The sequence below is a fragment of the Legionella nigrisilvae genome (genome assembly GCF_977063395.2).
Genome location: NZ_CDRUGZ020000019.1, coordinates 738,312 through 751,956, shown reverse-complemented (window position 1 = coordinate 751,956; position 13,645 = coordinate 738,312). Strand labels below are relative to the sequence as shown.

The window sequence follows — 13,645 nt, the reverse complement described above, 5'->3', positions numbered from 1 at the left end:
CAATCCTATCCCTGATGTTTAGATTCCCAACCCAGTTTTGATCGTAATGTATCATAATAATGATAATCAAGAGGGTGCAGTAGACGTAATTGATGGCTATTTTTTTGAATAGCCACTTTTTGTCCGGGTTTGACCATTCTTGATTCGTGACCATCACAACTCACTCGCAAATCAGCTTCATTGAATTGGCTGATATGCAGTTCAATTTTAGACTCGCCATCGATAACCAATGGACGTGAGCTCAAACTATGAGAAAACATAGGCACAAGAACGATGGCATTTAATTGTGGATGCATAATTGGACCGCCCGCAGATAAAGCGTAGGCAGTAGAACCGGTGGGTGTGGAGAGAATCATACCGTCAGATCGATAATGGCTCACCAATTGTTGATTTACATGTACTGAGAATTCAATGAGATGCGTTTCCTGACCCCGGCCTAATACGACATCATTGAGTGCATCACCCTCAAAATAAGTATGATGTTCATCATAAATTCGAGTATGTAAAAGAAAACGCTTTTCTTCTTCATAATCGCCTCTAAGAACTGCACCCATCTGTTTTTCCAGTTCATGGGGCAAAATATCGGTAAGAAACCCCAGGCGGCCGCGGTTAATACCGATGACCGGGGTATCCACTTTAATCGCCATGCGGGCTGCTGAAAGCAAACTCCCATCACCGCCAACAACAATGATCAAATCATTTTTTTTACCCATATCTTCCCTGGCCAATATGGGAATTTTCGCATCAAAGCTAGAAGCGGTATCAATGTCTTGGTAAATTTGCACGTCTTGGTTTTCCAGGAACTCGATCAGACGGCCTAAACTTTCGTTTACCCCTTGATTGGCTCGGTGCTGACGTGCATACAAAACGATCCGTTCAAATTTAATTTTATTCTTCAATATTTGCTGTTCTTGATGCTTTTTTTCGTTCATGTTCTTTCAATGATTTTTTTCTTATACGGATGGAATCAGGAGTTACTTCCACTAATTCATCATCATCAATAAATTCCAATGCCTGCTCCAAAGTTAATTTGACTGCAGGAGTTAATATAATATTTTCGTCAGAACCTGAAGCACGAATGTTAGTTAATTGTTTTTCTTTAGTCACATTCACCACTAAATCATTATCACGGGCATGGATTCCAACAATCATTCCTTCGTAACAAACTGTTTGTGGCTCAACAAATAACCTACCACGATCTTGCAAGTTGAACAAAGCAAAAGCTCGCGCCATTCCTTGACAATTGGCAATCAGTACACCATTTGCGCGCTTCCCTATTCGTCCTTTAATTGCCGGACCATAATGATCATACACATGATACATTAAACCTGTACCTGAGGTGGAAGACAAGAACTCATTATGAAAACCAATCAGGCCTCGGGTAGGAATCATATAGTCAAGACGTACTCTGCCTTTACCATCTGGAACCATATTTTGCAGTTCACCACGACGCTCACCTAACTTTTCCATGATAGAACCCTGGTGATTTTCTTCTACATCGACAGTTAAATGCTCATAAGGCTCTTGTTGCTCGCCATCTACTTCGCGAATAATGACTTCTGGTTTGCTAATCGCTAATTCATAGCCTTCACGACGCATTGTCTCGATCAGAATGGACAAATGTAGTTCACCGCGACCAGAAACCCGGAATTTATCAGGGTCGTCACAATCCTCAACGCGTAAAGCAACGTTGTGTAATAATTCTGTTTCTAGGCGTTCCCGAATTTTTCGCGAGGTCACAAACTTTCCTTCCTGACCTGCGAACGGCGAATCGTTAACTTGGAAGGTCATACTAATTGTTGGCTCGTCCACCGAAAGTACCGGTAATGCCTCAACCAGATTGGGATCACAAATCGTATCAGAAATCTTAATGCCTTCGATACCAGTAATGGCAATAATATTGCCCGCCCCCGCTTCTTCAACTTCGATGCGCTCAAGGCCTTTAAAACCGAGTAGTTGCAACAATCGACCCGCACGAATATTGCCATCTTTATCAATAATTTTAACTGGGGATTTAGCTTTAATTTGGCCTCGAGTAATACGACCTATGCCAATAGTACCCACATAAGATGAATAATCGAGAGAGCTAATTTGCATTTGGAAAGGACCATTCGCATCCACTTTAGGTGCTTCAACTTCATTGATAATCGTTTGTAATAAAGCACTCATGTCTGTGGCTTCATCTTCCAAATTCAACTTAGCGTAACCATTTAAGGCAGAAGTATAAACTACCGGAAAATCCAATTGCGCATCGGTCGCACCCAAATTATCAAAAAGATCAAATACTTGATCCATAACCCAATGCGGCCTAGCTCCCGGACGGTCAATTTTATTAATCACTACAATAGGATTTAATCCGCGGGCAAAAGCTTTTTGAGTCACAAAACGTGTTTGTGGCATAGGGCCGTCCACTGCATCTACCAGCAACAACACACTATCAACCATCGATAAAATACGCTCGACTTCTCCACCAAAATCAGCATGTCCTGGGGTATCAACAATATTAATTTGATGATCTTTCCAATACACACAAGTATTTTTGGCAAGAATGGTAATGCCGCGTTCTTTTTCTAAAGCATTGGAGTCCATAACGCGCTCAACTTTAGGAGCTCTCTCATTTAATGTACCGGTTTGTTGGAGTAATTTATCTACTAACGTAGTTTTACCATGGTCAACGTGGGCGATAATGGCGATGTTGCGAATCTGATCAATCATAAATAACCTTTGAAGGAAAAAGCAGAATATTTGTTCATAGTTTTGACATTATACATCAATAAGCAGCTAAAACCTATCAGCTTCTTGTTATTTTAGTATAGCAAACTCAAAGTTCCTCTCTATTAATTTGTAGCCTGAGACCGCATGGCTTAAATCAAGAATCCTTCTTGCAGCTCAATAAGTTGCTTTAAAACCTACCAATTTTTTTTTAACTGCTAAAATAAAAGAGAGGGGTAAAAAATAGGGAGTAATTATGAAACAATTAATTTTACATCCCACTGACATTAGCCAATGGTATGCTCTGGTTAATGAGGCGCAAGCTGCAACCCAGCTTATGCTCACTGAAAATACCGAAAGTTATTTGGTATTTTTATTAATGCGTTTTTCTCAAGGACCTAAACTCATCGAATCGGTGGTTGCACTCGATTTTCTTGAGTCCATAAACAGACCGAAAACCATGCAAATGGAATTACTTCGCGATGTGGGGGATAAAAGTTTACTCTGTTGCGGTCTATTTCCTGGAATTGCAAAAAGACGACATGTCAGTCTCGAGTATTTTTCTGAAATGGGACAAGCGGCCTATTTGACTATTGGTGAGTTAGAAGGAAAACACTCAACCGATCTATACATACAACTCAGCGAACAATTTCTTAGATTGCAACATGTACTGCAAGCCATGCGTGGGGAGTGTGTAGAGCTCATTCAATCAGATCAAGGAATGTTATCTTCAATAAAATTTACTCTACAATAAAACCCAATTCATAGCCTGGGGCAGCAAAACGCCACTGGGTACTGACTTGTTTTAATCCAAGACAGCAATCATTATCCCTTGTGGAATAACATTGCAACATCAATTGGATCAAATGTATATTTTTTATTGCAAAAATCACAGCGAATCGCTACTTCACCCTCTTCTTGTAATAATGCTTTTGCATCGTCTTCACCTAAAACAGCCAATACCTGCTTCATTTTCTCCAGGCTGCAGCGACACTTAAATTGAGTTTTACGGCTATCAAATATTCTCAGCTCTGTTTCATGATAAAGACGATAAAGTAATGTTTCATTATCTAATGTAAGTAATTCATGTTCACTCACCGTTTGGCCTAATTGCACCGCATATTCCCAGAATTGCTCTCTTTGTACGGTATCTTGGCCTGGCATTAGTTGCAGCAACATTCCAGCTGCAGCATTCTCATTCACGGCCAACCAAACCCGCGTGGATACTTGCTCGGACTGAGCAAAATAATTCATTAAATTCTCACTCATAGAAGTTGATTGAATGGGAACCATACTTTGATAGGAACTTGTTTTATTGTATTGATTAATCGTAATTACCATCTGCCCTTCTAGAAAAGCTGAGGCATATTCTTTGGTTTCCAAATGTTCCATAAATTGAGCAAAAGCTCTCACATTGAACTCATGGTCACACTGAACTAGTAGTAAAGGGAGACGCTTATCTCCTTGGAATTGTAGATTTAAGCTACCCTGAAATTTAATACTGGAGGCTAAAAGAAGACAAGAGACAATCGCCTCTCCTAACAAATTTTTAACCATGGGCGGATAATCCCGCTGGCCCATAATATTTTGATACGTATTTTCAATATGAACAATTTCACCACGAATATTGGCATGTTCAAAAATAAAGCGTTGAAGCGTGTCGGATTCTTTCATAATAAACTCAAATAAAATTACGGAAAACTAGGTCCAGCATACAATGTTCTAGATTGAATCATCCTCTTTATTTTAAACATCGAAGCATAGCAAACATCCACGAATGAGAGTGTGAGAGCACAAAAAAATAGAGGTCTACGCCAAAATAGAGAGTGCAATTGACCCTAAATAAAATCTCGTGACGGTGCAAAGTATATCATAATTTTTTTGTAATTTTTCCTGGAGAAAAAATGATTTTGAACTATGCTTTTAAAACCTCCTCTGAAAAATTAAAGGATTAATAATGAGAGATAAAAATATTCTTGCCCCCTTATTTAAAACCATTGACAAAGTCGTTTTTGGTATCGAAGAAGCAAATGAACCAGAACCTAAACCTGAATTCATTGAAATTGATACTGAAGAAGAATTTGACGTCGAACGATCTATCAATTAATAGTTGATTCACAATGCCTAAGCGGGCAATAATCGCTCCTTTTTGAGCGAGTCCCTTTAAGATGTTGAATAGCCAACAAATGGCAGCGGTACGTTATATAGACGGACCTTTATTAGTTCTTGCTGGAGCTGGAAGCGGTAAAACACGAGTAATCACGCAAAAAATAGGCTATTTAATTAACACATGCGGTTATGCCGCCAATACAGTTTGTGCCGTAACCTTTACAAACAAAACAGCCAATGAAATGCGTGCTCGCGTGGCCGCCGTTCTCCCTGCAGCGAATCGTCGCGGTTTAAAAATAGCTACCTTCCATACTCTAGGGTTGAGCATTCTTAAGCGTGATTACGCTTTATGCGATCTGAAAAAGGGATTTTCTATTTTTGACAGCGAAGATTGTTTGCAGATCTTACGCAGTTTTTTACCCGCCAATAAAGCAACCGAACGAGAATTTATTTTTCAAATCCAACAACAAATTTCTCGCTGGAAAAATGACCTTCTCACGCCAGAGCAAGTTATAAAACATAGTCCGGATACACCTTTCTACGAAGAAGCTGCGCTCCTGTACCCTCGTTATCAGCAAGCGCTTAAGGCATACAATGCCGTTGATTTTGATGACTTAATTCGTCTTCCAGTTAGTCTTTTAAATGAACATTCTTCTGTATTAGATTATTGGCAAAACAAAATCCGCCATTTGCTGGTAGATGAATACCAAGACTCCAATACGAGTCAATACCTCCTGGTAAAAAAATTAACTGGAATTCAAGCCCGTTTTACGGTCGTAGGTGATGATGACCAATCAATTTATGCATGGCGAGGTGCTAAACCTGAAAATTTGAAGCAACTGCAGCATGATTATCCACAATTAAAAATCATAAAGTTAGAACAAAATTACCGCTCAACTAATATTATTTTAAACACAGCCAACCACCTTATCGCGAACAATCAGCATCTATTTGAAAAAAAATTATGGAGTGAATTAGGTCACGGAGAACTTTTGCGAGTAATTCGTTGCAAAGATGAAAATGATGAAGCAGAACAAGTAGTTGCTGATTTAATCAGCCACAAACTACGCTCCAGAACAGAATATGGCGATTATGCAATTTTATATCGGGGCAATCATCAGTCACGGGTATTTGAAAAAGTACTCCGCCATTATAGTATTCCTTATACGATTAGTGGCGGGCAGTCCTGGTTTGCCAAAGCAGAAGTTAAAGACGTGTTTGCCTACCTAAAGCTACTGTGTAACGAAGCGGACGATGCGGCTTTTTTAAGAGTAATTAACACCCCAAAAAGGGGCATTGGCGAAACCAGTCTTGATTCATTAGGGCATTATGCACAAAGCCGGGGAATGAGTCTTTATGCCTCCGCAGATCATCTTGCATTGAGCGAACATATTGCCGAAAAACCTCGGGCCGCCTTACAGGCTTTTAAATCATGGATAGAAGAAACAAAAAAACGATTAACCATGGGTTCGATTATAGAGCATTTAAAACAGATGGTAGAAGACAGCGGTTATGAAGCCCATATCTATGAACAATGTGATACTCCTGCAAAAGCACAAAAGAAGATGGACAATGTTTGGGAATTATTAGAATGGGTCGGGCGCTTATTAGCAAAAAATCCGGAACAAACCTTAGCAGAAGTAATTAATAAATTAATTTTGATCGATATTCTTGAGCAAGCAGATGAGCAAGATAACGACTCCTTGCAACTGATGACCTTACACGCATCCAAGGGTTTGGAGTTTCCTTATGTTTATCTGGTCGGCATGGAAGAAGAATTATTGCCCCATCGGGTGAGTATTGATGAAGACCAAATAGAGGAAGAAAGACGCTTAGCTTACGTTGGCATTACCCGGGCCCAAAAAGGGCTATGCTTTACCTTAGCCAAGCAAAGACGCCGTGGGGGCGAATTACAAGATTGTTTGCCCAGTCGATTCCTGGATGAATTGCCTGCAGAACATTTGGAATGGTTTGGTAAAAATGTGGAGCGTTCGGAGGAACAATCAAAAAACTTGGCAAAATCTCATTTAGCTGGGTTAAAAAATTTGTTGGGTCAGGTCTAATTTGAACAAATGGAGTCTGGGTTTTTTTTCTCTGAATCTCGTACACATCACTTAAAACCCGCAAGCTCTGTTCCGCCCCCGCGGATTGTCCGCGGGATCCAGACAAAAGGCCCATAAAGTTTCACTTTCGTTAACACTTGGCTACCATTGACTCATCCCTATTGCTATACTGAATTCATGAAAAAAAATATCATTTTGTTTATTATTTCATTTGCTATGTTTATGGAAGCGGTAGATACCACCATTATTAATACCGCAATCCCAGTCATGGCACAAAGTTTAAATGTTAATCCAATTGATTTGAAATTTGCGCTCATTAGTTACCTTTTGAGTCTAGCAATCTTTATCCCTATCAGTGGTTGGATTGCCGATAAATTTGGGATGAAAACTGTTTTTATCGCAGCCATTGTTGTTTTCACTTTAAGTTCAATTTGGTGCGGGTTTACTAATAACTTAGGACAATTGATCTGTGCACGTATCCTTCAAGGCTTGGGCGGTTCGCTGACCATACCAATCGGCCGGCTTATTATTTTACGGACTTGCGAGCGGCATGAATTAATTGCCAAAATGAGTATCGTAGTGATGGTTGCATCTTTAGGCATGATGCTTGGTCCCTTACTCGGTGGCATTATTACTTATCGCTTCTCTTGGCGCTGGATTTTTTGGGTTAATATCCCATTCGGAGTACTTGCTGTAATTTTATCAAGCAAATTATTACCGGCTATGCCTCCTCGTTCAGTTCCTCCGCTGGATAAATTGGGCTTTATTCTTTTCGGCAGTGGATTAGCGGCCTTAACCTTTGGGTTATCCATGATAAGTGAGTCTAATGCATCAGTCACAGAACCTCTGTCTGCCCTCATAATCGCATTGCTCTTATTGGGTGGATATACCAAGCATTCATATAAAAGAAAGCATCCTATCGTTAAAGTGGAACTTTTACGCACTCGTACATTTTGTATTTCAGTCGTAGGCAACATATTGGCGCGTTTAGGTTTTGGGGGCATCCCTTTTTTATTGCCTTTACTGTTACAAATTGGACTTGGGTATTCATCTCGTTTATCAGGTCTGTTGCTCGCTCCAATAGCGGTTGGCGTTTTTTTAGTAAAACCTTTATCCTTCGCTATATTGCGGTGGTTTGGTTATAAAAATTTATTAATTTTAAATACTATCCTCGTGAGTATTTCTCTTTGGTCCTTTTTTTCCATCAACCAACATACTTCCATATACGGCATTGCTTTTTTAACTTTTATGTATGGATTTTTTATTGCATTACAGTATACAGGCATGAATTCTTTGGCTTATGCCAACATTACTGAAAAGGATATGAGTGCCGCAACCAGTATTATGAGTACTATACAACAATTAGCTCAAAGCTTTGGGGTTGCCGTGTCCGCAATCTTACTTAGCATATTTACTGCGAAGTATTCTGGAGAACGTGTCCTTTCGGTCGAGATATTTCATGATACGTTCCTAATGCTAGGAGCTCTTACTTTTTGCTCAGGAATTATTTTTACTTTTCTAAAAAAGGAAGATGGACTCGAGCTCATTGAAATCCCTGAACACTAATTTATTACATATTCTGTAAATCCACTGGCTCACAACACAAGGCTAAAAGATTGCAAAGTATTAGAATTTTTAGTCAAAATGCTCTATGATGCGGTGGCATTATTTGCTGTTTTTGCATTAAATGTAAAAAAAATTAAAAATATTTAATAAAAAAACAGCACAATTAATAAAATAATGCTACAATGTCCTGGTAACAATTTAGGAAATTAACATGTCAGATAAAATTCGTGGTACAGTAAAGTGGTTTAATGAGTCCAAAGGTTTCGGTTTTTTAGAAAGTGGCGGTAAAGATTATTTTGTGCATTTCAGTGCAATTCTAGGCACCGGGTTTAAAACTCTTGCTGAAGGTGCAACAGTAATGTTCAAGCCAAGCAACGGACAAAAAGGTCCTCAAGCTGAAGAAGTTGAAGTAGTCTAATTCATTTCCTGAAACTTCCTATTCACTTTAATATGAGAGTATTTTAGAGGATGGGGAGTTTTTTTGTTTAAAAATTAACATTTCTTAAAACAACCCTACCCAAATAATCAATCATTACTATCCACCAATGCCTTGGCATTTGCACTTCAGCGTGGTAATCAAGTTATACTTTGTGAATTTATCGATTCAGCCCTCTTTATCCCATTCGCCCCACCCGCTCCAGTTATGCAGGATTAAGTTCCTTGAGAAGACCAAAGAATTTTTCGTGTAAAAGTAAGTAGGTATTGTTTTAGATATTTAATCAGGTATAGCCTATCATGTAGAGGCCGAAAAAATACAAGGAGTCGTAAATATGAGTAAAAAAATCGCAGTTATTGTAGGAAGCTTGCGCAAAGAATCCTACAATAAAAAAATGGCAAAAGTACTTATTGCTCTAGCACCTAAATCTCTAACCCTGCAAATTGTGGAAATTGGTGATTTGCCCCTATACAACCAGGATCTGGATGACGAAAATAGACCGCCCGCTGCTTGGGTCAAATTCCGAGAGCAAATGAAAACCTATCAGGGAGTGTTGTTTGTTACACCAGAATACAACCGCTCTGTTCCTGGGGTGCTTAAAAATGCAGTAGATGTGGGTTCTCGACCTTATGGTAAAAGTATTTGGAGTAAACTTCCTGGCGCAGTGATCAGTGTTTCTCCAGGGGCGATTGGAGGATTTGGCGCCAACAATCATTTAAGACAATCATTTGTCTTTTTAGATATTCCAACTCTTCAACAACCAGAAACCTATATTGGCATGGCGGGAGATTTGTTTGATGCGCAAGGAAATATTACCAAAGAAGACACCCAAAAATTCTTACACAAATTTATGGAAGCTTATGCCAATTGGGTTGAATTAAATACGCAAGATTAATACATTACAAACCCGATAAACAACGAAATTGTTGGCAGAGAGCTATCCCTGCCAACGGGTTACTATTCCCACATCAATATGAAACAAATCTAGTATTCGACCTACGCTGTAATTAATGATGTCATCTATAGTCTCTGGTTTGGTATAAAACGCAGGCGTTGCAGGACACATAATCGCCCCCTGTTGGGTCAGCGAAACCATATTTTGTAAATGCCCCAAATGCAATGGGGATTCACGAGGCATGAGGACTAATCTCCTACGTTCCTTTAAAGTCACATCCGCTGCACGACCAATAAGGTTATTAGCCGTTCCATGCGCAATTTCTGCCAAAGTTTTCATCGAACAAGGAGCAATGATCATCCCCATGGTCTGAAAAGAACCACTTGCAATACTTGCACCAATATCATTCCAGGAATGATAAACATCGGCCAATGCTTTTAAGTCGGTAAGTGATAAGTTGGTTTCATATTTACGGGTCAGTTGGGCTGATTTACTAACTATCAAATGAGTTTCAATGTCCGTAGAACGTAGTAGTTCTAAAAGACGTATTCCATAAATCATGCCTGAGGCACCAGTAATTCCAATGATTATTCGCGGTGTGCTCATAAATAGTTCCTCGTAATTGAATCCCATTAGGTTCTCAGACATAAAAATAGTATAATTATTTCACATAATAGAATCTTCACAAAGTAAATAAGTGGAAAAGACAGGCATAAAGAGGTACATTGCGGAGACTCCCATTTTTTTGGTGTATTTACTACAGATAACAAAACAGGCATAAATCCATGACGAATAATTATGAAGAGTTTGAGCAACGTAAACAAGATCACATCAAATTAGCCTTAATGCCTGAAAATCAAACCGCGGAACTCAGTACTTTTGAAAGCATTAATCTAATCCATGATGCTCTTCCTGACCTAAATTTCGATGAAATCAGTATTAAAAGTTTTCGATTTGGCCAAGTAGTAGAAAAACCCTTTCTCATTAGCTCCATGACTGCAGGGCATCGCCACGCAAAGCACATAAATCATAACCTTGTTGAAGCCTGTTCGTTGAATGGCTGGGCTATGGGAGTAGGCTCACAAAGACGAGAGCTCACGGATCCCAAAGCAGCTTTTGAATGGCACGATTTACGCCGTGATTTTCCTGAAGTCCACTTGTACAGCAATCTAGGGATCGCTCAATTAATCACCACCCCCCTCAGTGATATTCAACGTTTAACAGATGCTTTACAAGCAAATGGATTAATTATTCATTGCAACCCCTTACAAGAGTGCATGCAACCTGAAGGGACAACAACCTATAAAGGAGGTTGGCAGGCTTTAGCTGATTTAGTTAAAAAACTTCCTTTACCCGTTATCGTGAAAGAAACAGGTTGTGGATTTTCTAAGGCCACTATGACTCGTTTAAACGATATTGGAATTGCCGCAATTGATGTGGGAGGTTTGGGAGGGACTCACTGGGGACGAATTGAAGGACATAGAGCAATCCATGACCCCATTCGCCAACAGGCAGCAATTACGTTTCGTAATTGGGGGATTGATACCGTAACCTCGATTAAACACGCTGCAGCATTGAAACCTTCGTTCGAAATTTGGGGATCAGGCGGCGTAATGAACGGCTTAAATGCCGCCAAGTTGTTTGCACTTGGTGCCACCACTGTTGGTTATGCAAGGCCCCTATTGGAAGCCGCATTGGAATCCACCGAACACGTCAGTCTGTGCATGCAATCAATTGAATACGAATTAAAAGTGGCTATGTTTTGTACCGGAAGTCAAAATTTAAACGACTTGTCCAGCAAAGTGGGTTGATCGAATTTATATCAATTTATTAAATCGAAAATTTTATACCTCGGGAAAATGATTTATCATTAAGTTCTAAAGTTTTTACAGGTTCTGAAGCATAAATATCATAAAATTGCCTGCTTGCAATCTGCCGGTATTGAACCCCTTTTAAATAATCGTCCCGAATCTCATGAGGAAATCGCCATAGTTTGGAAAAATCAAATACATAATTAGGAGTCCTGATTTTTTCCCCAAAATGATTTTGCCCAGGTGCCGAGTATAAAACGTATTCTCCTGGCTTAAGCTGGGTGAGAAATAAATAACCCGCAGAAAATAATCCAAAATAAGCGAATCCTTTAATATAGGGAACGTCCAATATTTGCAGATCCTTTTGTAATTCAGTAACAATTGTATAACACGTGGGAGTTACATGCAGACCACTAAAAGGGCCATCAACATCAACTTTTATCGAATTTTTATAGAGCGCGATACCAGTATAATTGGCCCCATAAATAAAATTCCATTGAAAGAAAGCAAGCTCTATTAGCCCAAAAATTAAAACAGCTCTGGTTGCGAAGTAGTGTAAAAAGCTTTCGGACCTTAGATATTTCTGAAAAATAAAAAAAGTAAATATATAGGTTAATAACGATGCCGGAAAAAAACCTATAATCCAATTCATATCCAGCATGTGTGCGGTTACACTCGTTAAAATCCCAGCTGCTAAAGAAGGGAGGCCAATAAAATAAAATAATGCCCTAGAATCTACATCTGTTCTTAGAAAAATAAGAAAAATAGGGAAACTCAAAAACCCAGTGTAATTTAAAACCCAAAATATATCCGTATGAATAGCATGTTGAATATTTATCTTAAATAAAGGAAGAACTAGGATGGTGATGAAACCCGTTAATAATATATACCAATGCCTTCTACCAATATACGCAATAAATAAACTTCCTAAAGCAACGAAGAGGACAGACGAATATTTAGAAATTATTCTATGAGCTAACTCGATACATTTGTCAAATAAAGATTGATTAGACGATAAGCTTAGACGATGTAGAAAATCTAAAAAATTATGAAGATCTTGGGTTGAAACCTTAAAGTAATAAAAAAGAATAAAAGCTATACATATACCAGCAAAACTAGCAATCAACATATGAAAAAGGAAGATTTTCTTTGAGTGCTGACTAAACAAGGAGAAAATAAGATAAAAGGGAATGAGGAAAAAAAGAAACGTTGGATAAGCTAAACATAAGATGAGATTAAATAATGAAAAAATGATGAAATGGATTTTTCTTATTGGCTCTATAAATTGAAAACTAAAAAATTGAAAAAGAATATTAGACCATAGTAACGTCGCCAAAGTATCGTAGTGAAAATTATTGATACCAAAAGGATGAAAAATACTGACCCCAAAAAAAATAAAAAATGACAAAATAAGCGATAATTTTTTTCTTATTAGGAAAAAGGTGTAAGCACTCAAGAGAAATACAAACACTATGTAACTATGTCTTAAAAATAAAATAAGTTCATTATTTCCATTATGTAACCATAAACTTAACTTTATTAAAGGATATAATAATAATCCAAATGGAATAAATGCAGAGTAATCATCAATGAAAGGACGCTGGCCTTTAATAAAACGAAGTGAGGTTGCAATTGGGAGACTCTCATCACTAAGAGGTCCTACAAAATAACTGATAAAAATGATTAATGCGCAAAAAAATAGTCCCAAAATGATGATCAAATAATAATCTATATTTACATTTTTTTGCATTTGTTCTCCTAACAATGTCTCCTCTTACCCACTTGCCTGTGTATCATATAATGGATTCATATCAAAGAAAAAACTATTTTTCCTTGGGTTCATAAACTTAATACAACTGCGTAGGGCTTGTTGACAATTGCCTATAAAATAGGCTCGTGTTAAATTACAACAACAAAATGCACTGATTCCGTATTTAACAAAATTATTCATTTTTGTTATTATTTGGAATCTGTATATTTATCCAAGATATTTCTCAGGTATCGCTAATCCTATATCGAATGCCTAATCAACTGAATTTCAATTACAGGATGT

Annotated in this window: 12 protein-coding genes; 7 read left to right on the top strand and 5 right to left on the bottom strand. The window is 38.3% G+C overall.

Going from position 1 to position 13,645, the window contains the following annotated elements; genetic code table 11:
* Positions 1-5 precede the first annotated feature (5 nt).
* Positions 6-932, bottom strand: a complete 927-nt coding sequence (locus ACWTE2_RS08405) for an NAD(+) kinase (RefSeq protein ID WP_454784979.1) — start codon at positions 930-932, stop codon at positions 6-8.
* Complete coding sequence (gene typA / locus ACWTE2_RS08400) at positions 889-2,715, bottom strand: translational GTPase TypA (protein ID WP_454784978.1); 1,827 nt, start codon at positions 2,713-2,715, stop codon at positions 889-891. Before typA ends, ACWTE2_RS08405 begins: the two co-directional genes overlap by 44 nt.
* 253 nt (positions 2,716-2,968) lie before the next feature.
* Here typA and ACWTE2_RS08395 point away from each other — a divergent pair, with 253 nt between their 5' ends.
* A complete protein-coding gene (locus ACWTE2_RS08395; protein WP_454784977.1) occupies positions 2,969-3,466 on the top strand; it encodes a hypothetical protein in 498 nt (165 codons plus the stop codon).
* A gap of 71 nt (positions 3,467-3,537) precedes the next feature.
* On the opposite strand, the gene hslO is transcribed toward ACWTE2_RS08395, so the two are convergent.
* Positions 3,538-4,386 (bottom strand): Hsp33 family molecular chaperone HslO, encoded by an 849-nt coding sequence (gene hslO / locus ACWTE2_RS08390; protein ID WP_454784976.1) that lies wholly within the window; start codon positions 4,384-4,386, stop codon positions 3,538-3,540.
* A gap of 283 nt (positions 4,387-4,669) precedes the next feature.
* Here hslO and ACWTE2_RS08385 point away from each other — a divergent pair, with 283 nt between their 5' ends.
* The 5 genes from ACWTE2_RS08385 (at position 4,670) to ACWTE2_RS08365 (ending at position 9,781) form a co-directional block, all read left to right on the top strand.
* Positions 4,670-4,819 carry a hypothetical protein gene (locus ACWTE2_RS08385; protein ID WP_182392305.1) on the top strand — a complete coding sequence of 50 codons (150 nt, stop codon included), beginning with the start codon at positions 4,670-4,672 and terminating at the stop codon, positions 4,817-4,819.
* Between the two features lie 61 nt (positions 4,820-4,880).
* On the top strand, positions 4,881-6,884 hold the full coding sequence (locus ACWTE2_RS08380; protein ID WP_454784975.1) for a UvrD-helicase domain-containing protein: 2,004 nt from the start codon (positions 4,881-4,883) through the stop codon (positions 6,882-6,884).
* Positions 6,885-7,061: 177 nt separating this feature from the next.
* Positions 7,062-8,450 carry a DHA2 family efflux MFS transporter permease subunit gene (locus ACWTE2_RS08375; protein ID WP_454784974.1) on the top strand — a complete coding sequence of 463 codons (1,389 nt, stop codon included), beginning with the start codon at positions 7,062-7,064 and terminating at the stop codon, positions 8,448-8,450.
* A gap of 211 nt (positions 8,451-8,661) precedes the next feature.
* A complete protein-coding gene (locus tag ACWTE2_RS08370) occupies positions 8,662-8,868 on the top strand; it encodes a cold-shock protein (protein WP_010652353.1) in 207 nt (68 codons plus the stop codon).
* Between the two features lie 352 nt (positions 8,869-9,220).
* The gene (locus ACWTE2_RS08365; protein WP_182392302.1) at positions 9,221-9,781 is read left to right on the top strand and encodes an NADPH-dependent FMN reductase; all 561 of its coding nucleotides are present in this window, start codon (positions 9,221-9,223) and stop codon (positions 9,779-9,781) included.
* A gap of 42 nt (positions 9,782-9,823) precedes the next feature.
* Here ACWTE2_RS08365 and ACWTE2_RS08360 read toward each other — a convergent pair whose 3' ends face one another.
* Positions 9,824-10,387 carry a UbiX family flavin prenyltransferase gene (locus ACWTE2_RS08360; RefSeq protein ID WP_454784973.1) on the bottom strand — a complete coding sequence of 188 codons (564 nt, stop codon included), beginning with the start codon at positions 10,385-10,387 and terminating at the stop codon, positions 9,824-9,826.
* A gap of 179 nt (positions 10,388-10,566) precedes the next feature.
* Here ACWTE2_RS08360 and fni point away from each other — a divergent pair, with 179 nt between their 5' ends.
* Positions 10,567-11,592 carry a type 2 isopentenyl-diphosphate Delta-isomerase gene (gene fni / locus ACWTE2_RS08355; protein ID WP_182392300.1) on the top strand — a complete coding sequence of 342 codons (1,026 nt, stop codon included), beginning with the start codon at positions 10,567-10,569 and terminating at the stop codon, positions 11,590-11,592.
* A gap of 19 nt (positions 11,593-11,611) precedes the next feature.
* Here fni and ACWTE2_RS08350 read toward each other — a convergent pair whose 3' ends face one another.
* Complete coding sequence (locus ACWTE2_RS08350; protein WP_454784972.1) at positions 11,612-13,342, bottom strand: hypothetical protein; 1,731 nt, start codon at positions 13,340-13,342, stop codon at positions 11,612-11,614.
* Positions 13,343-13,645: the final 303 nt, after the last annotated feature.

Excerpts from the sequence above, each read along its gene's own strand:
- ACWTE2_RS08405 (WP_454784979.1), bottom strand. The coding sequence starts at position 932 with ATGAACGAAAAAAAGCATCAAGAACAGCAAATATTGAAGAATAAAATT.
- typA (WP_454784978.1), bottom strand. The coding sequence starts at position 2,715 with ATGATTGATCAGATTCGCAACATCGCCATTATCGCCCACGTTGACCAT.
- ACWTE2_RS08395 (WP_454784977.1), top strand. The coding sequence starts at position 2,969 with ATGAAACAATTAATTTTACATCCCACTGACATTAGCCAATGGTATGCT.
- hslO (WP_454784976.1), bottom strand. The coding sequence starts at position 4,386 with ATGAAAGAATCCGACACGCTTCAACGCTTTATTTTTGAACATGCCAAT.
- ACWTE2_RS08385 (WP_182392305.1), top strand. The coding sequence starts at position 4,670 with ATGAGAGATAAAAATATTCTTGCCCCCTTATTTAAAACCATTGACAAA.
- ACWTE2_RS08380 (WP_454784975.1), top strand. The coding sequence starts at position 4,881 with ATGTTGAATAGCCAACAAATGGCAGCGGTACGTTATATAGACGGACCT.
- ACWTE2_RS08375 (WP_454784974.1), top strand. The coding sequence starts at position 7,062 with ATGAAAAAAAATATCATTTTGTTTATTATTTCATTTGCTATGTTTATG.
- ACWTE2_RS08370 (WP_010652353.1), top strand. The coding sequence starts at position 8,662 with ATGTCAGATAAAATTCGTGGTACAGTAAAGTGGTTTAATGAGTCCAAA.
- ACWTE2_RS08365 (WP_182392302.1), top strand. The coding sequence starts at position 9,221 with ATGAGTAAAAAAATCGCAGTTATTGTAGGAAGCTTGCGCAAAGAATCC.
- ACWTE2_RS08360 (WP_454784973.1), bottom strand. The coding sequence starts at position 10,387 with ATGAGCACACCGCGAATAATCATTGGAATTACTGGTGCCTCAGGCATG.
- fni (WP_182392300.1), top strand. The coding sequence starts at position 10,567 with ATGACGAATAATTATGAAGAGTTTGAGCAACGTAAACAAGATCACATC.
- ACWTE2_RS08350 (WP_454784972.1), bottom strand. The coding sequence starts at position 13,342 with ATGCAAAAAAATGTAAATATAGATTATTATTTGATCATCATTTTGGGA.